Source organism: Novosphingobium profundi (assembly GCF_020524485.1).
In the GTDB taxonomy this organism is placed as follows: domain Bacteria; phylum Pseudomonadota; class Alphaproteobacteria; order Sphingomonadales; family Sphingomonadaceae; genus Novosphingobium; species Novosphingobium profundi_A.
On the sequence record NZ_JAIVLF010000005.1, the window covers coordinates 73030 to 94949 of the forward strand.

Below are 21920 nucleotides of genomic sequence, written 5' to 3' on the forward strand. Positions count from 1 at the left end.
GCCCCCCTCCTTCCGACGTCCAAAAACTCCACCAAGTGTTGCTACTGCGACTGAGTCGCATTAGAAGGAGTCGCCGTAGGTTAGAGAGAATGAGGGGACATCGTGAGAAAGTACGCAATTGGCGGCCTGATGCTCAGCGCCGGATGGAGCAGCCTGTGCGCCGCGCAAGGAGCGCCCGCTCCGGGTCCAGATGATCTGGGGCCCGAGGATGCGGGCAAGCGCATCATCGTCACCGCAACGGGCCTTTCCAGCGCGACCTCAACCACCAAGACCGACACGCCCATCATCGAGGCGCCGCAGAGCGTCTCGATCGTCGCGCGCGAGGAAATGGACCTGCGCGGGGCGACGACGATCGCCGATGCCCTCTCCTACACCGCCGGCGTCCAGGCCGAGCCGATGGGCATCGACAGCCGCACCGACGAGGTCTCGGTGCGCGGCTTCAGCGCGGGCGGCTATTCGTCGAACAACAACTTCGTCGACGGCCTGCGCCTGCCCACCGGCGGCCAGTTCACCCGCTTCGGTTTCGACACCTTCGGCCTCCAGCAGATCGAGGTCCTGAAAGGCCCCTCGGGTGTGCTCTACGGCCAGTCGGCACCGGGCGGTATCGTCAACATCGTGACCAAGCGTCCCACCTCCAGCTTCCAGGGCGAAGTGCTGCTCCAGGCCCAGGGCTACACTGATCTTGGCAACTGGTCAGGGCGCATCGGCGCGGACTTCGGTGGCCCGCTGGACACGGATGGACAGCTTTCCGCCCGCCTCGTCGGCCTCGCCCAACACGGCGGCAGCCAGGTCAACGATGTCGAGAACAGCCGCTACTACGTCTCGCCCAGCCTGACCTGGGAGCCCACCTCGGCCACCAGCTGGACCCTTCTGGGCCAGTACCAGCACGATGATGGCGGCGCGACCTACCAGTTCCTGCCCGCACTGGGCACCTATGCCCCCAGCAACGGCGGCCATATCGCCAACGACGCCAACATCGGCGAGCCTTCGTGGAACAACTTCACGCGCAACCAGTACCTGGCCGCCTCGTTCTTCCGCCACGAGTTCACGGACAACCTCACCTTCCGCAACAACATGCGCTATACGCACATCACCTCGGCCTACCGGGTGACCGTGCTTTCGGGGGGAACCGTCACCGACTGCAGCGCCGTCCCGCAGTACGGCCCTTCATGCATCGACGGGCAGACCATCGGGCGCCGTGCGATCGCCTCGGCCGGGTCGAGCGACGGCTTTGCCATCGACAACCAGCTGGAATGGCGCGTGCGCACAGGCGCTCTCGCCCATACCCTGCTCGCCGGGCTCGACTACTTCCACACCGACTGGACGCACGACCGCGACCTCGTCAGCCTGCTGGGCCTGCCGCGTGGCCAGGTCGATCCGCTCTACGACATCTTCGATCCCCAGCCGCGCGGCAGCCAGCACTACGCCGCGAACATGGCCCCGCAGGTCTACGGCGCGGCGACAAGCGAGCAGACTGGCCTCTACGCGCAGGACGAGATCGAATGGGGGCGCCTTCGCATCAACATCGGCGGGCGCTATGACTGGACAAGCGACCACACCCGCAACCGCCTGACCGACACCGAAAACGACTATGACGCCAGCAAGTTCACCTGGCGGGCGGGCGCGGTCTACCTCTTCGACAATGGCCTCGCGCCCTACTTCAGCTACTCGCAGAGCTTCATTCCGCAGCTCGTGCCCCTTGAAAGCGTGCTCGACCAGCAGCCCTTCCGCCCCACCACCGGCGAGCAGTTCGAGGCAGGCCTGCGCTACCAGGCGGGCAAGGGCGTCTACCTCACCGCCGGGGTCTTCGAGATCACCCAGCAGAACGTCCAGACGAGCGATCCCGATGGCACCATCTGCGGCAACGGCAATGTCTGCCTGGTCCAGGCGGGCGAAGCGCGCATTCGCGGCGCGGAACTGGAGGCCCGTGCTTCGCTGGGGTCCGGCACGACCGTCATCGCGTCCGCCACCCACCTCGATTCCGACGTGACCAAGGACACCCACGAGGACCTCCTCGGCAAGAGCCTGCCACAGGTGCCCGCCTACATGGCCTCGCTCTTCGTCAACCAGCGCATCGCAAGCGGCCCGCTGGCCGGGCTCGGCTTCGGCGGCGGCGTGCGCTATACCGGCAAGAGCTGGGGCGATGCGATGAACGCCGATTTCCGCATCCAGGACTACACCCTGTTCGACCTCATGCTGCGCTACGATCTGGGCGAAACGAACCCGGCGCTGGAGGGCATCGGCCTCTCGCTCAACGCGCGCAACGTCGCGGACAAGCGCTACGTCGTCACCTGCACCACGGTTGCCTCGTGCTACTACGGACAGGGCCGCGTGGTGACCGCGCGGGTGCAGTTCACATGGTGAGCTTCAAGGAACGCGCCCTTGCCGCCGGGCTTGCCCTTGCGACCTTCGCCGCGCCCGCCCCGCTGCTGGCGGCGCCTTACGTGATTGCGGGCAGCGACACATTCGCCATGACGTCGCAGGCAGGTGCCCACTACCGCGTCCATGTCCAGTGCCCAAGCACCCCGCACCGCCGGGCGGCTTTCCCGTGCTCTACCTGCTCGACGGCGACATGACCTTTGCAAGCGCGGTCGAGACCGCACAGCGCCTGGCCCGCTTCGGACGCGATGAAGGGCAGAGCGAAGGCATCGTCGTTGCCATCGGCTACCCGGACGGCGACGACATGCTCGCGCGGCGCAGCTTCGACTACACGCCCGAAGGCCCGCCCGACGCCGTGGCCCACCCGACCGGCGGCGCCCCTGTCTTCCGCCGCTTCCTCGCGGGCGAACTCATGCCCCGCATAGCGGCCAGCTACCGCGTCGATACCGCGCGCCAGACGCTCTGGGGTCATAGCTTCGGCGCCCTCTTCGTGCTCGACACGCTGCTGGACAAGCCCGAGCTGTTCCGCACCTACGTTGCGACCAGCCCCTCGCTCTGGTTTGGTGCGCGCAGCCTGCTGGGCGGTCTAGCCAGCCTTCCCGCGCGCCTTGCTGCGGCCGGCCCCCGAACGCTCCACCTCGGGGTGGGTGAACGCGAGCAGGACAGTGTGCGTGCCCGCAGCCAGGCCATGGCGATGACCCACCGCGAACTGGCCGACCGGCTCGCCGCAATCGCCAACCTGGATGTCCACAGCCGCGTCTATTCGGGCGAGAGCCATGGCGGCACGCTGCTGCCGGGCCTCGGCCAGGCAGTGCGCGTCGCATTCCAGGAAAACCAGCCATGACCGGGACCACGCTTGCCACCGAGCTGGCGCTGCCCGCCGGGCTCATCCTGACCCTTTTGGGCGCCGCGCTGCTCTACCGCGCCGCGCCCAACCAGGCGCTGCGCCCGGGCCAGCCCGCAGGTCGCGGGATTGCCCGTGGAGGCTGGGGCGCCACCCTGCTCGGCCTTCTTGTACTCCTGACCTGGTCGGGCCCGGCCACTTCCGTCTTCATCTGGCTGACCGCGCTCATGCTGGTCTGGTCACTGCTCCCGCTCGCCGCGGCCTGGCGTGCCGGAGATCGAAAGGCTTTCAAATGACGCCGCCTCTCACCAGCCGGAACTGGGCGGGCAAGACCGCCGCCGGCCTCGTCCTTGGCCTCGCCCTTGCGGTTGGTGTCTCGGGACTGCTCGCCGCTCTGCTGGGCGTGCGTGACAGCTTCTTTTCCCCGCAAGGCCAGTTCACGATGTGGATCATTGCGCCGGTCTGGTGCGCTGTCCTGTCGCTGTGCTTCCTCTTTCGCAGTGGCCTTCGCGCCTGGCTCTGGCTCGGCCTTGCCGCCGCAGCCGTGTGGCTCACACTGTTTGCCCTGGGGAGCCTGTCATGAAAGTGCGCACCGATATCCTGCGGATGTACAAGGAGATACATGGCTGGGTTGGCATCGTCTCCGGCCTCGCCCTGTTCATCGCCTTCTTCGCGGGCGCTGTGACCATGTTCGAGGAGCCTATCCAGCGCTGGGCCTCGCCCCCCACCTCGCTCTCGGCCCCGGTGCCGCTGGAGCGCGCGCCCGAGCTGGTCGAGGCGGTCCTCGCCGCCCATCCCGAGGCCGCACGGTCCTATGACGTGCATCTTGAAACCGGACCGGAAAACCCGGCCCGCGTCACTTGGTCGCAAGGCAGCCGACGCGATCCGCAGGTCTTCCTCGCCGCGCTGGCCCCTGACGGCACGCTCGAGGTCGAAAGGCAGGCCGCCTCGCCCGTGGCCCAGTTCATCGACATGCTGCACCAGCAGGTCGGCCTGCCCTTCGCGCACGAGGTTGCCATGCCGATCATGGGCGCGATCTCGCTGCTCTACTTCATCGCGCTGGCTTCAGGCGTGATCGTGCTCCTGCCCAGCCTCGTCTCGGACTTCTTCGCGGTGCGCGTGGGCAAGAACGCCAAGCGCATGTGGCTCGATGTCCACAACGTGCTCGGCATCGTCAGCCTGCCCTTCCACGTCATCATGGCGCTGACCGCCGTGGTCTTCGCCTTCCACGACGAATTCTACGACCTGCAGGGCGCCGCCTTCATGGACCGGGGTGCCCCGCGCGCGCAGATGGCGCCGCCTGCGCCGCCGCCGCCGCGCGCACAGGGGCCCGAATTGCTCACTCCAGCCGAGCTGGCCCAGCGTATCGAGAGCCAGGCGCCGGGTTTCACCCTCCGCGCGATCACCTACCACACGGGCCGCGAGGGCGAGCCGCAGGCACGCATCAGCGGCTACGATCCGCGCTTTGGCCTGCGCGGCCCCACCTTCGGCATGGTCGAGGCCGATCCGGTTACCGGCGCGCTGACCGACACGACCTACATGCCCGGGCTGCAGGACGCCTGGGGCGCCACGATCACTAGCTTCTTCGCGCTCCATTTCGGCAGCTTCGGGGGAGCGCCGATCCGCTGGTCCTACTTCCTGCTGGGACTGGCCGGTGCGATGCTGTTCTACACGGGCAACCTGCTCTGGGTGGAATCGCGCCGCAAACGCGAGCGCAAGGCCGGTGCGGTGACGCAGACCCGTGCGACACGAGCCTTGGGCGCCCTCACAGTGGGCGTGCCATTAGGGTGTGTGGCGGGCATCTCTGTGACGCTTGCAGCGGCCAAACCACTCGGCACCGAGGCCACCGCGGGCATCCACAGCGCTATCTACTACGTGGTCTTTGCAGGGTTCGTCGCCTGGGCGCTGGTGCGCGGTGCCGCACGGGGCGCAATTGAACTCGTCCCCGCAGCCGCGCTCGCCCTCCTCACCATCCCGCTGGCAAGCCTGGCCTTTCTCGACCTGCACCCCTGGAGCCAGCCGCTGGTCGATGCCGTCAGCGTCGCGCTCGCCGCCAGCCTCGCCCTCACCGCCCGCGCGACCCGCCGCCGCACACGCAACGGCCCGCGCGACAGCGTCTGGTCCCACCCGCGCCGCGAAGCCCAGGCAAACACGACGACACACGCCACGGCGCCCGAACGAAAACCGGCAATCTGAGAAGGGATGTTGGTGCGCCCAAGTGGATTCGAACCACTGGCCCCCAGATTAGGAATCTGGTGCTCTATCCGGCTGAGCTATGGGCGCACGCAAGGGCGTCCTAGCGGCGGGAGCGCGGCTAGGCAAGCGGGGGATGGCGCGCAGGGCTTGGAAACCTAGTTGGTTTCCTCAGGAGGCGCGATCGGGAACGGAAGGGGGACGACCGAGATGCCCTCGTCCATCAGTTCCTGCGCGTCCTCGAGCGTGGTTTCGCCGTGGATCTGCTCCACCTCGCGTTCGCCGTAGTGCATCTGGCGGGCGTTCTCGGCGAAGCTTTCGCCCACGTAGCGCGAGGCCTTGAGCGCCTTGGCCTGCATCTCGGCAAGCTTGTGGATCATCTCCACCGTCTGCTGGGGCAGTTCGTGCGAGGCGACAGGGGCCACGGCGACAGGTTCGCCCTCTTCGCGCGGTGTGGGCGCGGGTTCGCGCTCGAGCGACCTGGCGGCGGGGCGGGAGGGTTCGGGCTTCTGGTTGCCCTTACGCGCGAGACGGGCGGCCTGGGGCGCCTTCTCGACATCGCCCGAGCCGCAGAACGGACAAGCGACGAGGCCCCGCTCCTGCTGGCGCGCAAAATCGTCCGAGGACTTGAACCAGCCCTCGAAGCGATGGCCCTCACCGCGGCATTCCAGATCGTAGACAATCATGTGACGCCTATGTGGCGATCACAGGGGGCTTGGCAAGGCCTGCCTGTTGGCAAGGCTGGGGAGTTGGGCGCGCACTTCGGCGATCCGGGCCGGATCGATCTCGGCAAAGCCAAGGCCGGGGCGCCCGCCATCGTCGGCCCCGCCCATGTCGAGGCGGATCTCGCCCCAGGGGTCAACTATCAGAGAATGCCCATAAGTCGTGCGCCCGTCCGCGTGTTCGCCGACTTGCGCGGCCGACACCACGTAGGCGCTTGCTTCCACCGCGCGGGCGCATTGCAGAAGATGCCAGTGGGCGCGGCCCGTGGGCACCGTGAAAGCAGCCGGAATGGCGATAAGGTCGCACTTCGCGCGGCCCAGCGCTTCGAACAAGGCCGGAAAGCGGATGTCGTAACAGATCGCGAGGCCAAGTTTGCCCAACGGAGTGTCCACCGTCACCACCTCGCGGCCCGGCGCATAGGCGTTCGATTCGCGCCAGCTTTCTCCGCTTGCCAGGTCCACGTCGAACATGTGGATCTTGTCGTAGCGTGCGCGCACCGCACCGGTATCGTCGATCACGAAGGCACGGTTGGCAAAACGCCCGTCGCCGCCCTCACCCGCATCATCGCCCTTCACCGCGAGCGAGCCCAGATGCACCCAGATGCCCTCGCGCGCGGCCGCCTCGCGCGCGGCGGCCAGGACCGGGTTCTCCCCCTCGGCCACGACATGCGCCGCCCCGCGCTTGCGGTCACGGTCAAGCAGGCCGCACATCTCGGGCGTGAAGAGCATCGCCGCCCCTTCGCGGCGCGCCTCGGCGATGGCGCCGACGATGGCCTCGGCGTTGGCCGCGGGATCGATCCCGCTGGTCATCTGGAAAAGCGCGGCGCGGGGCATCGCTTCAGCCGATCACAAGCCGAGGATCGGGTCGAGCTTGCCTTCGCGCTCCAGCGCGTTGACATCGTCGAAGCCGCCGTAGGCCTTGTCGTCGACAAGGATCTGCGGAACCGTGCGCGCACCAGGCACGCGCGCTTCCATCTCGTCGCGCTTGGGGCCGCCCATGGTGATGTCGTATTCCTTGTAAGCGACACCCTTCTGGTCGAACAGGGCCTTGGCGGCCACGCAATAGGGGCAGCCCCACTTGGAGTAGATCTCGACCTTGGGCTGGCTCATGCGGGTGTCTCCTGAAATTTTGCAAAAGGCCCGGGTGTCAGGCCCTTGATTTGGCGCGGCGCTATCATATCTAATTCCATGTGTCATGGACCAGCCAAAAGGGGATGACACACCTGACGAAGCGCCGGGCAGCCGGGCTTCACTCACGAAGATTGCTCAGATGAGGATTTTTGTCATGAACCGTATCGATTTTGCGCCCTATCGCCGTTCCATGGTCGGTTTCGACCGTCTCTTCGACATGCTCGAGAACCAGCACCGCGTGAACGCGGGCGACAAGTATCCGCCCTTCAACATCGAACGCCGCGGCGAGGATGCCTACCGCATCACGCTGGCCGTGGCCGGCTTCAAGCCCGAGGACATCGACATCACCGCGCAGGCCAACCTGCTCATCGTCAAGGGCCGCAAGCCCGACGAGGGCGCGGATGGCGACTACCTGCACATGGGCATCGCCCAGCGGGGTTTCGATCGCCGCTTCGAACTCGCCGACTACGTGCGGGTGGACGCAGCGGACCTGGCCGATGGTCTCCTCGTGATCGACCTCGTGCGCGAAGTGCCCGAGGCGATGAAGCCCAAGAAGATCGCCATTGGCGGCAACCAGCTCAAGGTGATCGAGAGCGAGCCCAACAAGGACGCGGATAGCGCCGCGGCCTGAGGCTTCGTCCATTCGATGATAGCATTCGGGGCGGTCCGCACAGGCGGGCCGCCCTTTTTCGCGGGATTACGCGCCGTCCTCGCCGTGCCAGGACAGGGGCCGCGCCACGCTCTCCAAAGCCTTACGCTCGTTGTCGAGCCCGAAGCGCCAGCCCACGTAAGCGGCGAGCAGCATGAGCGCGCTGGCGAAGAGATAGCCGCCCAGCACGTCGGCGCGGGAGCCACTCTCGATGAGGACACCGAAGAGCCAGGGGGCCATGACCCCGCCAATCCCGGTGCCTAGCGCATAGAACACCGCAATGGCCAGCGCGCGCACTTCGAGCGGGAAACTCTCCGCGACGGTCAGATAGGCCGAGGATGCGGCCGCTGAAGCGAAGAAGAAGGTCACGCTCCAACACAGGGTCTGCGTGGTGGCATCGAGCATCTCGAGCCGGAAGGCGAGGCCCGTCGCGGCGAGCAGAAGCCCCGAGACGCCATAGGTCAGCGCGATCATCGGACGCCGCCCCCAGCTATCGAACAGGGGGCCAAGCAGCAGCGGCCCCAGCACGTTGCCCACCGCGAAAGGCAGCACGTACCAGCCCACCTGGCCCGAAGGCACGCCATAGAAATCGCTCAGGATCAGGGCGTAAGTGAAGAAGATCGCGTTGTAGAGGAAGGCCTGCGCCGCCATCAGCACGAGGCCAAGCGCGGTCCGGCGGGGATAGGTTCGGAACAGCACCTCCCACACCTCACTGAGCGGCGTCGCGCGGCGCGCCTTGAGGCGGGCCCTCGGGGTCTCGCCGTGAATGGTGAGGCCCTGTTCCCGCGTGCGCGCTTCGATCTCGCCCACGATGGCCTCGGCCTTGGCGCCCTGCCCGTGAGTGAGCAACCAGCGCGGGCTCTCCGGGATGTAGCGGCGCAGCGCGATAACGATCAGCCCCGTCACCGCCCCGAACCCGAAGGCAATGCGCCAGCCGATATCGGGCGCAAAGAGGCGCGGGTCGAGCACCACCACCGAGAGGCCGCCTGCGACCCCTGCCCCCACCCAGTACGAGCCGTTGATGACAAGATCGGTCCAGCCCCGGCGGCGCGCGGGGATCAGTTCCTGAATGGCCGAATTGATCGCGCTGTATTCGCCCCCGATGCCAGCGCCCGTCAGAAAGCGCATGAGCGCAAAGCTTGGCAGGTCCCAGGTGAAGGCCGTGCCAGCCGTGGCGAGCAGATAGATGAGAAGCGTCAGTGTGAAGAGGCGCTTGCGCCCCAGCCGGTCGGTCAACCAGCCAAAGAACAGCGCACCCGAGACCGCGCCTGCCAGATACAGACTGTTGGCAAGACCGATCTCGCGCGCGGAAAAGGCGAGCACCGGACTTTCGCGCAAGGCGGGCGCAATCGAGCCGGTGAGCGTGACTTCCAGCCCGTCGAGAATCCAGGTGATGCCCAGCGCGCAGACCACCAGCCAGTGAAAGCGCGACCACGGCAGACGGTCGAGCCGGGCCGGAACGTCGCTTTCGATCACGCCTTCGGGCAACGCGGACTGCGCCCCATGCCCCTCACCCTGGTGTCTGGTTGCCATGCCCCCCATGCTAGCAAGCGGCAGGGCAAGAGCAAGCTCAGGGACTTAGCGCTTGCGGCGAGCCCGTCGCAGGCGCGGAAAGCGGTTTGCCAGAAGCACGAAGCCCGAGAGCGCGATGGCCGTACCGCCCAGCGCAAAGACGAACAGCCACCAGCTGTTGATCCGATCACGCAGCGTCCAGTCCATGATGTGCAGGCCCCACACGAAGTCGAAGAAGCGCCAGGTGTCGCTGCGCGCAGCCAGGACGGCACCGCTCGACGCGTCGATGTAGAGCCGGGTGCGGTCCGGGTCCGCGAACGTCACCTGCCAGGCCGGAAAGGGCCCGGCATATTCTGTCCCGACCGGCGCGCGCACAGGCGAAATAGTCTGCACCTTCGTCGGCGTCCCCTTCCACGCGCCCTGTGCGATCTCGGAAGCCGTGCGGGCGGAAAGCGGGGAAAGCCGACGACCGGACGACGGATCGTGCAGAGCGGCGGCGCCATCGCGGCGGCGCACTTCGAGGACGCTCCCCCCGTTCACGGCCCGCGTCGTCACCGAAACCAGCGCCCCGTCATTCGCCATCCACGAGGGCAGCGGCGCGTCGGCCGGGAGCACTTCAGGCGTGCGCGCGATGACATGCTCGGAGCGCACATGCTCGATCTTGAGCCAGGACATGACCGCGCCCGAACCCATCCACAGGAGGACCTGGATTCCCACACAGACCGCCAACCATTTGTGAAGGCGACTGCCCAGGATGTGCAGCCTTTGCTTGCGCGAACGCGGTACGGCCAAATGTTCCCCCTCTTCGCCAGGCCCAAAACGATGAGGCCCCGAACACCCAAGGTTCCGAGAAAAGACGGGAAAGGCAACAGGGAAGTAGACAAGAAATGATTCAAGGGGCCATCGCCCCTTGACCCCAAAATGGGCAGCGTCGCCTTTCTCGGCCTGCGTGGCGCGCGGGACGTGAGCTAGACAGTTGGGGAAGCCCGAGGGCGATGGCCCTCGGAAAATCCTACTTCTTAACTGCCTCTTCCAGCACGTCGCAAAGCGCCACACGCTGCCCCGTCCGGCTCGCCGTGCGCGCGGCCTCGATCACCGCCTGGACGAGGAGGATGTCCTTGCCCGAAACAGCGGCCGCCTTCTCGCCCCGGCACGCGGCAGCAACATCGTCGTAGAAGCGTTCCTGGCACCCGCGCGGAAGAGCGATCTCGTGGCAGGTGCCTTCGCTGTCAAAGCGCACCAGTGGTTCAGGATCGCGCCCCCAGTCGGGATCGCCCGGACGCATGCCAGCCACCGATTGGGCTTCCTGCGGGTCGATGCCGTACTTGACCAGCGATCCGCCGGTGCCGTGGACACAGAAGCGCGGTTCGCCGCCCGCCACGCACATTCCGGCATGAAGGATGGCGCGCATCTGCGGGTAGTGAAGTGTGACGTGGGCGTAGTCGTCCGACTGTCCGCCCTCGCGCAGCGCCGCGATATCGGCGCTTACGGCTTCGGGGGCACCGAACAGGCACAGCGCCTGGTCGACGAGGTGGGGACCAAGGTCGAACCACACGCCCGAGCCTTCGCTGCCGTCCTCACGCCAGCGCTCGCGCACCTTGGGGCGGAAGCGGTCGAAGTGGGATTCGAAGTGGACGACCCGCCCGATCTCGCCTGCCGCAATGGCCGCCTCGATGGCGAGGAAATCGGCATCGCCGCGCCGGTTGTGGAAGGCGGTCACGACGCGGTTCGCACTCTTGGCGCGCGCGACAAGGTCCTGCGCGCTCGCCAGATCGAGGGTAAAGGGCTTGTCGACGACAACGTGCTTGCCCGCGTCGAGCGCCTGCCCGGCCAGCTGCGCATGCGTGGCGCTGGGGGTGGCGATCACGACAAGGTCAATCGTGGGATCGTCGAGCAGGTCGGCGATGTCGGGAACGCGTGCGAGCCCGGGCAGAGGCAGCTCGGCCTCGGCCCGGCGGCTCACCACCGCGCGCAGGTCAAGACCCGCGCAGGCGGCTATGTAGGGCGCGTGAAACACCCGCGCGGCCATGCCGTTGCCGACAAGTCCGACGCCGAGGCGCTCCGAAGCGCTCAAACCAGACGCGAGTGCTGGAGCGCGGCCGCCACGAAGCCCGAGAACAGCGGATGCGGTTCAAACGGGCGCGACTTGAGTTCGGGGTGGAACTGCACGCCCACGAAGAACGGGTGATCGGGACGCTCGACGATTTCGGGCAGCAGGCCATCGGGCGACATGCCCGAGAAGATCAACCCGTCCTTTTCGAGCGCGTCGCGGTACTTGCCATTGACCTCGTAGCGGTGGCGGTGGCGCTCAGAAATCTCGGTCGCGCCGCCGTAGATGCTGGAGACCTGGCTGTTGCCATCGAGCTTGGCGATATAGGCGCCAAGACGCATGGTGCCACCCAGATCGCCGCCCTCGGCGCGGGTCTCCAGGCCTTCCTTGCCCATCCACTCGGTGATGATGCCCACCACCGGCTCGTCGGTCGGGCCGAATTCGGTCGAGCTCGCCGCGGCAATGCCCGCCGCGCGCGCGCCCTCGATGCAGGCCATCTGCATGCCAAGGCAAATGCCGAAGAAGGGCACCTTGCGTTCACGCGCAAAGCGCACCGCCGCGATCTTGCCCTCGGTCCCGCGTTCGCCGAAGCCGCCGGGCACGAGAATGCCGTGCATGGGCTCGAGCGCGTGCGCGATCTCGTCGTCGGACTTCTCGAAGATTTCCGCGTCGAGCCACTTGATCTTGACCTTGGTCTTATTGGCCATGCCGCCGTGGACGAGCGCCTCGTTCAGCGACTTGTAGGCATCTGGCAGGCCGACGTACTTGCCGACCACGCCGATGGTGACTTCACCTTCCGGGTTCTGGAAGCGATCCACGATGCCGGTCCAGCGCGAGAGTTCCGGCGCGGGCGAATTGAGGCCGAAGTGGTGGAGCACTTCGGCGTCGAGACCCTCGGCGTGGTACTGGAGGGGCACCGCGTAGATGTTGGGCGCGTCGAGCGCAGGAATGACCGCTTCACGGCGCACGTTGCAGAACAGCGCGATCTTGGCGCGCTCGCTCTCGGGCAGCTCGTGCTCGCAGCGGCACAGGAGGATGTCGGGCTGGATGCCAAGGCCGGTCATCTCGCGCACCGAGTGCTGGGTCGGCTTGGTCTTCAACTCGCCCGCGGCCGCGATGTAGGGCACCAGCGTGACGTGGACGAAGCAGGTGTTCTCGCGGCCCAGCTCGTTGCGCATCTGGCGCAGCGCCTCGATGAAGGGCAGGCCCTCGATGTCGCCCACGGTGCCGCCGACTTCGCACAGCACGAAGTCGAGGTCCTCGGTGTCGGCCTGCGCGAAGTTCTTGATCGCGTCGGTCACGTGCGGGATCACCTGAACAGTCGCGCCGAGATAGTCGCCGCGGCGCTCCTTGGCGATGATGTCCTGGTAGATGCGGCCCGAGGTGATGTTGTCGCCCTGGTGCGCCGAGACGCCGGTGAAGCGCTCGTAGTGGCCAAGGTCAAGGTCGGCTTCCGCACCGTCGTCGGTCACGAAGACCTCGCCGTGCTGGTACGGGCTCATCGTGCCCGGGTCGACGTTGAGATAGGGGTCGAACTTGCGGATCCGCACTCGGAACCCACGGGCCTGCAGCAACGCGGCCAGGCTGGCGGCCATGAGGCCCTTGCCAAGCGAGGAGACCACGCCGCCGGTGATGAAGATGTGCCGCGCCATGGGAATTGGGCCTTAAATTGCGTGGGGGGTTCAGCGCAAGCGCCAAGAACCCGAATCCACAGGTCAAACTCAATAAAATGCCGCCTGACTGCGCCAGACGGCATTTCGGTTACAATGCTGTTTCGAGACGGCTCCGGACTTTCCGATCCGAACCCGCCTTCGCGAAGCTCTTACTGCTGCGCAGCTCCGGCGAGCGGATCATCGTTCGCGGGCGCGGCTGCAGCGCCTTCGTCCGATTCGCCACCAGCCGAGCCGGCAAGCGGGTCCGCCGGGGCTTCCTCAGCCGCCGGTTCACCGCCGCGCTGCAGCGAGGTATCGATATCGCCGACGCTGTTGGCGTCGACCGCCATCGCGGCAAGAAGAATGCTGAGAACGACGAAGAGACCGGCGAGGATCGCCGTCGCCCGGGTCAGGAAATCGGCCGCGCCGCGCGCCGACATCAGGCCACCGGGGTTGCCCCCACCACCGACGCCAAGGCCACCGCCCTCGGACTTCTGAACCAGGATAACACCGACCAGGGCGGCAGCCACCAGCGCCTGGACGACGGTCAGGAAAACAAACATCAGCTCGATCTCAGCTCTTCTCAACGGGTCTGCGAAACAGGATCACAGACCGCAATCACAAGCGGCGCAGATAAGCGCAACGCCCCCCGAACGCAACCCGGCCCGGACACGGGATTCAACATGCACGGCCACCCTCCCCCGACCTCGCCGCGCGCGGGCGCGCGCAAGTGCCGGAAGATCAGGCGCTTATTCAGTCGGCCGCCAGCGTGGCGGCGGCACCGACGATCGAAAGGAAGCTCTCCGCGCTCAGGCTCGCCCCGCCGACGAGCGCACCGCCCACCTCGGGGACCGAAAGCAGTTCGGCGGCGTTCTCGGCCTTGACCGAACCGCCGTAGAGGATGCGCACGCCCGTACCGCTCTCGCCGTAGAGTTCGACCAGCTTGGCGCGGATCGCCCTGTGCATGGCCGCGACATCCTCGACCGAGGGAACGCGGCCCGTGCCGATCGCCCAGATCGGCTCGTAGGCCACGGAGAACTTTTCGGGCGCCTGTTCGCCCTGCGGGCACGACGCGGCTACCTGGGCTGCGACGACGCTTTCCGCCTCGCCCGCATCGCGCTGCGCTTCGCTTTCGCCCACGCACAGGATCACACCGAGCCCGGCGGCAATGGCGGCGTCCGCCTTGGCCTGCACATCCCCGTCGCTTTCGCCGTGCAGCGTGCGGCGCTCGGAGTGGCCGACGATGGTGAAGTCGGCGCCGGCATCCTTAAGCATCGGGGCAGAGATGTCGCCGGTGAAGGCGCCGCTCTCCTGAACGTGGCAATCCTGGCCACCAACGCCAATGATTTCAGCAGCATCACGCGTACGATAGATAAGCGTCGCGGGCGGCGCGATGGCCACCTGAACCCTGGGAAAACGTCCCGCGGCACGGTCGATCGCGCGCACTTCGTTCAGCATCGCGCGCGTGCCGTTCATTTTCCAGTTTCCGACGATGTAAGGCAATCCGGCCATCTTGGTCCCTTGATCAAATCGACGACACACCGAGCGAATCCCGCAGAAAGGGGAATCGGAACGCCGTTGTAGCGGGGCGCTGCTAGGCCAGCACTAGCGGATTTGTCAAAGCCGGGGGAGACTTCTCTTTCCACTGCGACCATTTCAGGCCCACGCAAGAGCCACAAGTGGACCCGATAGTATTCGCAAGAATGGGCAAGCAAGCCCACATTCATCCAGTCCTTGCGACCACGGGGCTCCTTCGCATCGCGCCCGCGCGCCCGAAACCACAGGAATCGGGCGCAAAGCGATGCGATGCCATTGCAGGACGGCGAAAGCCCCCCTAAAGCCTGCGCCATTTCCCGCCTCCTGCATGAAGGCCCCTGCCCCGGCAGGTGACCCCGGGCAGGAGCGCTTCACAGACCGCTCAGTCAACGGCCGGACAGGACATGCTCAGCTTCTTCAGATCGTTCATCAAGTCCAAGATCGGCGCGGCCATCGCGCTGCTCGTGCTCGGCGTCATCGCCCTCGCCTTCGCCAGCGGCGACATCGCCGGGATCCAGGGTGCAGGCGGTGCAGGCGATGCCAACACCGTGGCCAGCGTCGGTGACGAGACCATCGACGCCAATGAACTGGCACAGGGTGCGAACTCCGCGCTGCGCCGCGTTCAGCAGAACAACCCGCAGGCCTCGATGAGCCAGCTGCTCGCCCAGGGCGGGCTCGACACGATCCTTGACGAGCTGGTCCAGCGCACCGCCTTCTTCGCCTTCGGCAAGGAGCACGGGATCGTCGCCGGGGACCGCCTGGTCGACAGCGAGATCGCGCAGATCGCCGCCTTCCAGGGCGTCGACGGCAAGTTCGACCAAGACACCTTCCGCCAGGCGCTTGCCCAGCAGGGCCTCTCCGAGAAGGCGCTGCGTGAGGACATCGCGCAAGGCCTCGTCGGCCAGCAGCTGGCCAGTCCGGCGCAGTTCGGCGCGAAGATGCCCGCCTACATGGCCAAGCGCTACGCCGCGATGATCGACGAGACCCGCAGCGGTTCGGTCCTGGCCCTGCCCTCGATGCTGTTCGTGCCCGAGGACGAGCCCGACGAAAAGACGCTCAAGGCCTTCTACGACAGCCACACCCAGAACTTCATCCGGCCCGAGCGCCGCATGATGCGCTACGCGCAGTTCACCATCGATTCGATGGAGGCGCCCGCCGCCCCCACCGACGCGCAGATCGAGGAGGCCTACAAGGCCAACGCCGCGCGTTACGCGGCCAAGGATGATCGTCGCATCACCCAGGTGATCGCACCGACCGAGGATGCGGCCAAGGCCATCATCGCGGCCGTCAAGGGCGGCAAGACGCTTGAAGCGGCCGCCACCGAAAAGGGCCTCTCGGCGGCCAAGCTGGAATTCTTCAGCCGCAAGGACCTTACCGACCAGTTCGCCAAGCCCGTCTCCGACGCGGTCTTTGCGGCCAAGGTGGGCGAGCTCGCGGCTCCGGCGAAGTCGGCGCTGGGCTGGCACGTCGTGCGCGTCGAGGAAGAAAGCAAGAAGCCCGCGCGCACCCTCGAGGACGTGCGTGAGGAACTGGTTGCCGAGCTCGAGGCCGACGCCAAGCGCAAGGCCTTCGCCGCCAAGCTCGAAGGCATCGAGGACCAGTTCGCCGACGGCGCGAGCCTGCCCGAGGTTGCCAAGTCGCTGGGTGTCGAGGTCGAGACCACTGGCCCTGTCACCGCCGATGGCCGCATCTATGGCGAAATCGACAAGAGCGTCGATGAGGGCCTCCAGCCGCTTCTCGCCACCGTCTTCAAGATGCAGCAGGAGCAGCCCCAGCTCACCCAGATGGGCCAGGGCCAGAACTTCGAGGCGAACCGTCCCTTCGTGATCTACGACGTGACCGAGATCACCCCGTCCGCGCCCGCACCGTTCGACGACATCCAGGACGACGTGAAGTCGGCCTGGGCGCTCGACGCCGGTTCCAAGGCAGCCAAGGCCGCCGCGCTCAAGGTGCGCAAGGCGATGGCCGAGGGCAAGACGATGGCGCAGGCCATGAAGGACCTGGGCAAGCGTCTGCCCCCGATCGAGGAACTGGGCATGTCGCGCGCGACGCTCAGCCGCGCGCTGCAGTCCGGCCGCCAGGTGCCCCCGCCCGTCTCGCTAATGTTCCACATGACCAAGGACAGCGTGAAGGTGCAGTCGGCCGACGGCGAGCGCGGGTGGTTCGTGGTCCAGCTCAAGGACATCAAGGCCGGCAAGGTCGAGTCCGACGAGATGGTCGCGCAGGCCCGCGAGGAACTGGGCGCCCAGATGGGCAACGCCTTCGTCACCTCGCTTGGCCATGCCGTTGCCGGGGAAATGAAGGTCGAGAAGAACGCCGCGACCATCAAGGCCGTGCGCGAGCGCCTGGGCGGCACCGTCCAGCCCGGCGCCTGATCGCCTCCACCGCCACTTCCAGACACCATCCGATAGCGAAACCGACAGGACCATGACGACACAGCGCCAGACCAGCAGCGATGCCATCCGTACCGACGCCCAGACGCGGCTCTCGAACGGAAAGCCCGCGCTGGTCTGGCGCCGTCTCGTTGCCGATACCCAGACGCCGGTCGGCGCCGCGCTCAAGCTGTTCGAGGACGGTCGCGGCGATTTCCTGCTCGAATCGGTGGAAGGCGGCGCCCAGCGCGGGCGCTACAGCCTGCTCGGGCTCGATCCCGACCTGGTCTTCCGCGCGCAGGGCCACGAGGCCCAGATCAACCGCACCTGGAAGAGCGACACCGAGGCCTTCACGCCTCTTCCGGGCGACAGCCTGATCGAACTTCGCGCGCTGGTCGAAAGCTGCCGCATCGACGTTCCCGCCGAACTTCCCCCCGCGCTCGCCTGCGTGGTCGGCTACTTCGGCTACGAGACCATCGGCCTTGTCGAGAAGCTGCCGCGCGCGCCGCAAAGCGAACTCGACGTGCCCGACATGCTGTTCGTGCGCCCCTCGATCCTGCTCGTCTTCGACAGCCTGGGCGATGAGCTCTTCTGCATCGCCCCGCTCTGGCCCGAGAGCGCGGCCGACCCGGCCCGCGCCATCGAGGCCGCCGAGGACCGCATCGCCGAGACGCTGCGCCGCCTCAACCAGCCGGTGCCCGCGAGCCCGGTCCTCACAGACCTTCCCGAGCCCGTGCAGACCCCGGTCCTGCAGCCCGGCGAATATGAAGCGATGGTGACCCGCGCCAAGGACTACATCACCGCGGGCGACATCTTCCAGATCGTGCTGGCGCAGCGCTTCACCTGCGAGTTCCCGCTGCCCCCGCTCGCGCTCTACCGCGCGCTTCGCCGCGTGAACCCCTCGCCCTTCCTCTACTTCCTCGATCTGCCTGGCTTTGCCGTCGTCGGCTCGAGCCCGGAGATCCTGGTGCGCGTGCGCAAGGATGAGGACGGCCAGCCCCAGGTCACCATCCGCCCGATCGCGGGCACCCGCCCGCGCGGCAAGACCGAGGCCGAGGACAAGGCCAACGAGATCAGCCTGCTCGGCGACCAGAAGGAACGCGCCGAGCACCTCATGCTGCTGGACCTTGGCCGTAACGATGTCGGCCGCGTCTCCACGGCGGGCTCGGTCGAAGTGACCGACAGCTACACCATCGAGCGCTACAGCCACGTCATGCACATCGTCTCGAACGTGGTGGGCACGCTCGACACGAAGACCCACGATGCCATCGACGCGGTCTTCGCTGGTTTCCCCGCAGGCACCGTCTCGGGCGCGCCCAAGGTGCGGGCCTGCCAGATCATCGCCGAACTGGAGCCGGAAACGCGCGGCGCCTACGCGGGCGGCGTCGGCTACTTCTCGCCCGACGGCTCGCTCGATTCGTGCATTGTCCTGCGCACCGGCGTCCTCAAGGACGGGGTGCTCCACGTCCAGGCGGGCGCAGGCATCGTTGCCGACAGCGACCCGACCTCGGAACAGAACGAGTGCCTCCACAAGTCGGGCGCGCTCTTCGCTGCCGCACGCGAGGCGATCCGCATCGCCGGAGAGCCGGGCTTCGGGCAGTGAACCGCGCACGGGCGGCTCTCGCCCCCGCTGCGCTGGCCCTGCTGCTTCTTGCTGCCTGCACTTCGTCGGACGAACCCGCCGAAGCCCCGCCGCCCCCGGCCTGCGAGAGCGCGCGCTTCGAGGGCGCGGCCTTCGTCCACTGCACGGCCGTCCCCGGGCGCCACGCGATCCACACCGTGCTCGGGCCTGAGGGCGGCAAGCCCTACCGCACGCTGAGCCAGCTCGCCGTCAGCCGCCCCGAGGGCAGCGCGCCTGTCGCCTTCGCGATGAACGCGGGGATGTACGACAGCGCCGGACAGCCCATCGGCTACTACGTCGAGGAAGGCGAGCGCCTCCACACGCTCAACACCAACGAGGGGCCGGGCAACTTTCACCTGCTGCCCAACGGTGTCTTCTTTGGCGATGCCAAGGGGCACTGGCGGGTGATGACCTCGGACGACTTCGCCGCGAAGATCACGCACCGCCCGGCCTTCGGCACGCAGTCGGGCCCGATGCTGGTGATCGACGGCAAACTGCACCCGGCCATCGATCCCGACGGCACCTCGCACAAGCTGCGCAACGGCGTGGGCGTCGATGCGACGGGCCGCGCGCACTTCGTGATTGCCGAGGAGCCGGTCTCTTTCGGCAAGCTCGCCCGCTATTTCCGCGACGACCTGCAATGCGCCAACGCGCTCTTCCTCGACGGCTCGGTCTCGTCCTTGTGGGACCCCGAACACGGCCGCCTCGACACCGGACCCGAGCTTGGCCCCTTGATCGTCGTCGAGAAACGCGCGAAGGCGCAAGAGACACAGGCCGAAAGCCAGAAGGCAAACCCATGATCCTCGTCATCGACAATTACGACAGCTTCACCTGGAACCTGGTCCACTACGTCATGGAACTGGGCGCCGAGGTGAAGGTGGTGCGCAACGACAGCCTCACCGTCGAAGAAGCGCTGGCCACAGGCGCCAAGGGCTTTCTCGTCTCGCCCGGCCCGTGCACCCCGAACGAGGCAGGCATCAGCCTTGATCTCGTCGGCGCGGCGGCCGAGAAGGGCTTGCCGCTCCTGGGTGTGTGCCTGGGCCACCAGTCGATCGGCCAGCACTTTGGCGGCACGGTCGTGCGCGGCGGGCTCATGCACGGCAAGACCTCGACCATGACGCACGATGGCACCGGCGTCTTTGCGGGGCTCCCCTCGCCCTTCACGGCGACGCGCTACCACTCGCTGATCGTCGAGGACATTCCCGAGTGCCTCAAGGTCAACTGCCGCTCCGAGGACGGCCACGTCATGGGCTTTGCGCACGAAAGCCTGCCCATCCACGGCGTCCAGTTCCACCCCGAGTCCATCGCGACCGAGCACGGCCACGCGATGCTGGCAAACTTCCTCAATATCTGCGGGATCGAGGCGAAGCTTCCCGAAAGGCTGAGCGCGTGAGCGCCCTCACCCAGCTTCCCGATACCGCCACGGCCATTGTCGAGGACGAAGCGCACGAGGCCTTCGGCGCGATCCTCGACGGCAAGGTCGACGACGAGGCCGTGAAGGACTTCCTCGTCGCCCTCTCCGAGCGCGGCGAGACGGCGAGCGAGATCGCGGGCGCCGCGCGCGCCATGCGCGAACGCATGATCCCCATCGACGCGCCTAAGAACGCCATCGATGTGTGCGGTACGGGCGGCGACGGGCACCACACGCTCAACGTCTCGACCGCGGTCAGCCTGGTGGTCGCGGCCTGCGACGTGCCGGTCGCCAAGCACGGCAACCGCGCGGCCAGCTCCAAGGCGGGCGCGGCCGACACCCTGGAGGCGCTCGGCATCGACCTCGACCGCGCCGCCGAAACCGCCGAGGAAACCCTCAAGGACATCGGCATCGGCTTTCTTTTCGCGGCCAAGCACCACCCCGCGATGGGCCGCATCATGCCGATCCGCAAGGCCATCGCGCGCCGCACGATCTTCAATCTGATGGGCCCGCTCGCCAACCCGGCCAACGTCTCGCGCCAGCTGGTCGGCATCGCCCGCCCGGCCTATGTCCCCATCTACGCCGAGGCGCTGGCCCGGCTCGGCACCAGCCGTTCGATGGTCGTCTCCGGCGATGAGGGTCTTGACGAATTGAGCCTTGCCGGTGGCAACGAGGTTGCCGACGTCGCGGGCCGCGAGGTCGCCATGAAGCGCGTGACCGCCGCCGAACTTGGCCTGACGAGCGCGCCAGTCGAGGCCATCCGCGGCGGTGACCCGGCCTTCAACGCGCAGGCCCTGCGGAACCTGCTCCAGGGCGAGCCTGGCGCCTACCGCGACGCCGTGCTGCTCAACGCGGCGGGCGCGCTGATGGTCGCGGGCGAGGTCGAGAGCTGGGCCGAAGGCGTCGAGGAAGCCGCCGAGGCCATCGACAAGGGCCTTGCCAACGCCCTCCTCAACTGCTGGATCGCCGCGACCAAACCGCGCGGCTGACAACAGGGAATCCCATGTCCGACAAGCTGACCGAAATCTGCGAGACCAAGCGCGGCGAAGTGACCGTGCGCAAGACCCTCTCGACGCTGGATGAACTCGACGCGCAGGCCTCCTTCCAGAGCACGCCGCGCGGCTTCGAGGCCGCGCTGCGTACTAAGGCGCAAGATGGCTTCGCCCTTATCGCCGAAATCAAGAAGGCAAGCCCTTCCAAGGGCCTTATCCGCCCCGACTTCCGGCCCGCCGAACACGCGAAGGCCTATGAAGCGGGCGGCGCGGCCTGCCTCTCGATCCTGACCGACGCGCCCTATTTCCAGGGGCATGAGGATTTCCTTGTCGAGGCGCGTGCCGCGATTTCGCTGCCGGTGATCCGCAAGGACTTCATGATCGACCCCTGGCAGGTCGCCGAGGCCCGAGCGATCGGGGCGGATGCCATCCTCATCATCGTCGCCGCGCTGGACGATACGCAGATGGCCGAGATCGAGGCCGCCGCGCACGAACGCGGCATGGACTGCCTTGTCGAAGTTCACAACGAGGCCGAGATGGAACGCGCAAGTCGTTTGAAATCAAGGCTTATTGGCGTCAACAATCGCGACCTCAAGCGCTTTGTCACCGACATCGGCATCACCGAGCGGCTCGCCCCGCGTGCGCCCGAGGGCGCGCTTCTCGTCAGCGAGAGCGGCATCAACCGGCACGAGGACCTCGTGCGCCTCTCGGCCTGCGGCGCGCGCACCTTCCTGGTGGGCGAAAGCCTGATGCGCGAGGCCGATGTCGAGGCCGCCACCCGTCGCCTCCTGACCGGCGCCTGAGCCTCCTGAAAAGGGGCTGTCCTACACCGCCGCAATCTGCGAGGATTGCCCGC

The 21920-nt window shown here is 67.2% G+C and carries 22 protein-coding genes and 1 tRNA gene; 13 read left to right on the plus strand and 10 right to left on the minus strand.

The window, feature by feature from the left end:
• The first annotated feature begins 102 nt into the window (after positions 1 to 102).
• Genes LC060_RS14220 through LC060_RS14245 form a run of 6 tightly spaced genes read left to right on the plus strand, consistent with a single transcriptional unit; the run spans position 103 to position 5419 of the window.
• Positions 103 to 2364 (plus strand): TonB-dependent siderophore receptor, encoded by a 2262-nt coding sequence (locus LC060_RS14220; protein ID WP_226636682.1) that lies wholly within the window; start codon positions 103 to 105, stop codon positions 2362 to 2364.
• Positions 2358 to 2576 carry a hypothetical protein gene (locus LC060_RS14225; protein ID WP_226636683.1) on the plus strand — a complete coding sequence of 73 codons (219 nt, stop codon included), beginning with the start codon at positions 2358 to 2360 and terminating at the stop codon, positions 2574 to 2576. Before LC060_RS14220 ends, LC060_RS14225 begins: the two co-directional genes overlap by 7 nt.
• Positions 2549 to 3223, plus strand: coding sequence for an alpha/beta hydrolase (locus LC060_RS14230; RefSeq protein ID WP_319005431.1), 675 nt, complete (start codon positions 2549 to 2551; stop codon positions 3221 to 3223). The genes LC060_RS14225 and LC060_RS14230 overlap by 28 nt, the downstream gene beginning before the upstream one ends.
• Positions 3220 to 3519: a hypothetical protein gene (locus LC060_RS14235; RefSeq protein ID WP_226636686.1), complete on the plus strand. Its 300-nt coding sequence runs from the start codon at positions 3220 to 3222 to the stop codon at positions 3517 to 3519. Before LC060_RS14230 ends, LC060_RS14235 begins: the two co-directional genes overlap by 4 nt.
• On the plus strand, positions 3516 to 3806 hold the full coding sequence (locus tag LC060_RS14240; protein ID WP_226636688.1) for a hypothetical protein: 291 nt from the start codon (positions 3516 to 3518) through the stop codon (positions 3804 to 3806). Before LC060_RS14235 ends, LC060_RS14240 begins: the two co-directional genes overlap by 4 nt.
• On the plus strand, positions 3803 to 5419 hold the full coding sequence (locus tag LC060_RS14245; protein WP_226636689.1) for a PepSY-associated TM helix domain-containing protein: 1617 nt from the start codon (positions 3803 to 3805) through the stop codon (positions 5417 to 5419). The genes LC060_RS14240 and LC060_RS14245 overlap by 4 nt, the downstream gene beginning before the upstream one ends.
• 10 nt (positions 5420 to 5429) lie before the next feature.
• Here LC060_RS14245 and LC060_RS14250 read toward each other — a convergent pair.
• The 4 genes from LC060_RS14250 to grxC form a co-directional block, all read right to left on the minus strand.
• Positions 5430 to 5506, minus strand: a tRNA-Arg gene (locus LC060_RS14250).
• A gap of 68 nt (positions 5507 to 5574) precedes the next feature.
• Positions 5575 to 6102: a DUF1178 family protein gene (locus tag LC060_RS14255; RefSeq protein WP_226636691.1), complete on the minus strand. Its 528-nt coding sequence runs from the start codon at positions 6100 to 6102 to the stop codon at positions 5575 to 5577.
• Between the two features lie 18 nt (positions 6103 to 6120).
• Positions 6121 to 6972, minus strand: a complete 852-nt coding sequence (locus LC060_RS14260) for a carbon-nitrogen hydrolase family protein (protein WP_226636692.1) — start codon at positions 6970 to 6972, stop codon at positions 6121 to 6123.
• A gap of 12 nt (positions 6973 to 6984) precedes the next feature.
• The gene (gene grxC, locus LC060_RS14265) at positions 6985 to 7248 is read right to left on the minus strand and encodes a glutaredoxin 3 (protein ID WP_226636694.1); all 264 of its coding nucleotides are present in this window, start codon (positions 7246 to 7248) and stop codon (positions 6985 to 6987) included.
• Between the two features lie 175 nt (positions 7249 to 7423).
• On the opposite strand from grxC, the gene LC060_RS14270 reads away from it, so the two are divergent.
• The gene (locus LC060_RS14270) at positions 7424 to 7900 is read left to right on the plus strand and encodes an Hsp20 family protein (RefSeq protein ID WP_039393302.1); all 477 of its coding nucleotides are present in this window, start codon (positions 7424 to 7426) and stop codon (positions 7898 to 7900) included.
• A gap of 66 nt (positions 7901 to 7966) precedes the next feature.
• Here the strand turns inward: LC060_RS14270 and LC060_RS14275 are convergent, their stop codons facing one another.
• From LC060_RS14275 to tpiA, 6 genes are all read right to left on the minus strand, one after another.
• A complete protein-coding gene (locus tag LC060_RS14275; protein ID WP_226636696.1) occupies positions 7967 to 9451 on the minus strand; it encodes an MFS transporter in 1485 nt (494 codons plus the stop codon).
• Between the two features lie 45 nt (positions 9452 to 9496).
• Positions 9497 to 10222 carry a PepSY domain-containing protein gene (locus LC060_RS14280; RefSeq protein ID WP_226636697.1) on the minus strand — a complete coding sequence of 242 codons (726 nt, stop codon included), beginning with the start codon at positions 10220 to 10222 and terminating at the stop codon, positions 9497 to 9499.
• Between the two features lie 220 nt (positions 10223 to 10442).
• Complete coding sequence (locus tag LC060_RS14285; RefSeq protein ID WP_226636702.1) at positions 10443 to 11504, minus strand: oxidoreductase; 1062 nt, start codon at positions 11502 to 11504, stop codon at positions 10443 to 10445.
• Positions 11501 to 13132: a CTP synthase gene (locus LC060_RS14290; protein ID WP_226636704.1), complete on the minus strand. Its 1632-nt coding sequence runs from the start codon at positions 13130 to 13132 to the stop codon at positions 11501 to 11503. The genes LC060_RS14285 and LC060_RS14290 overlap by 4 nt, the downstream gene beginning before the upstream one ends.
• A gap of 170 nt (positions 13133 to 13302) precedes the next feature.
• Positions 13303 to 13695 carry a preprotein translocase subunit SecG gene (gene secG / locus LC060_RS14295; protein ID WP_226636706.1) on the minus strand — a complete coding sequence of 131 codons (393 nt, stop codon included), beginning with the start codon at positions 13693 to 13695 and terminating at the stop codon, positions 13303 to 13305.
• A 190-nt stretch (positions 13696 to 13885) separates the two neighbouring features.
• Positions 13886 to 14644 carry a triose-phosphate isomerase gene (tpiA, locus tag LC060_RS14300; protein WP_226636708.1) on the minus strand — a complete coding sequence of 253 codons (759 nt, stop codon included), beginning with the start codon at positions 14642 to 14644 and terminating at the stop codon, positions 13886 to 13888.
• Between the two features lie 428 nt (positions 14645 to 15072).
• On the opposite strand from tpiA, the gene LC060_RS14305 reads away from it, so the two are divergent.
• Genes LC060_RS14305 through trpC form a run of 6 tightly spaced genes read left to right on the plus strand, consistent with a single transcriptional unit; the run spans position 15073 to position 21867 of the window.
• Positions 15073 to 17043 (plus strand): peptidylprolyl isomerase, encoded by a 1971-nt coding sequence (locus LC060_RS14305; protein ID WP_226636710.1) that lies wholly within the window; start codon positions 15073 to 15075, stop codon positions 17041 to 17043.
• A gap of 52 nt (positions 17044 to 17095) precedes the next feature.
• A complete protein-coding gene (gene trpE, locus LC060_RS14310; RefSeq protein WP_226636712.1) occupies positions 17096 to 18643 on the plus strand; it encodes an anthranilate synthase component I in 1548 nt (515 codons plus the stop codon).
• Positions 18640 to 19461, plus strand: a complete 822-nt coding sequence (locus LC060_RS14315) for a phosphodiester glycosidase family protein (RefSeq protein ID WP_226636713.1) — start codon at positions 18640 to 18642, stop codon at positions 19459 to 19461. The genes trpE and LC060_RS14315 overlap by 4 nt, the downstream gene beginning before the upstream one ends.
• Entirely contained in the window at positions 19458 to 20054 is a 597-nt protein-coding gene (locus LC060_RS14320) for an anthranilate synthase component II (protein WP_226636715.1), read from the plus strand. The genes LC060_RS14315 and LC060_RS14320 overlap by 4 nt, the downstream gene beginning before the upstream one ends.
• Positions 20051 to 21061, plus strand: a complete 1011-nt coding sequence (trpD, locus tag LC060_RS14325; protein ID WP_226636717.1) for an anthranilate phosphoribosyltransferase — start codon at positions 20051 to 20053, stop codon at positions 21059 to 21061. The genes LC060_RS14320 and trpD overlap by 4 nt, the downstream gene beginning before the upstream one ends.
• Before the next feature lie 14 nt (positions 21062 to 21075).
• Entirely contained in the window at positions 21076 to 21867 is a 792-nt protein-coding gene (gene trpC, locus LC060_RS14330) for an indole-3-glycerol phosphate synthase TrpC (RefSeq protein WP_226636719.1), read from the plus strand.
• Positions 21868 to 21920: the final 53 nt, after the last annotated feature.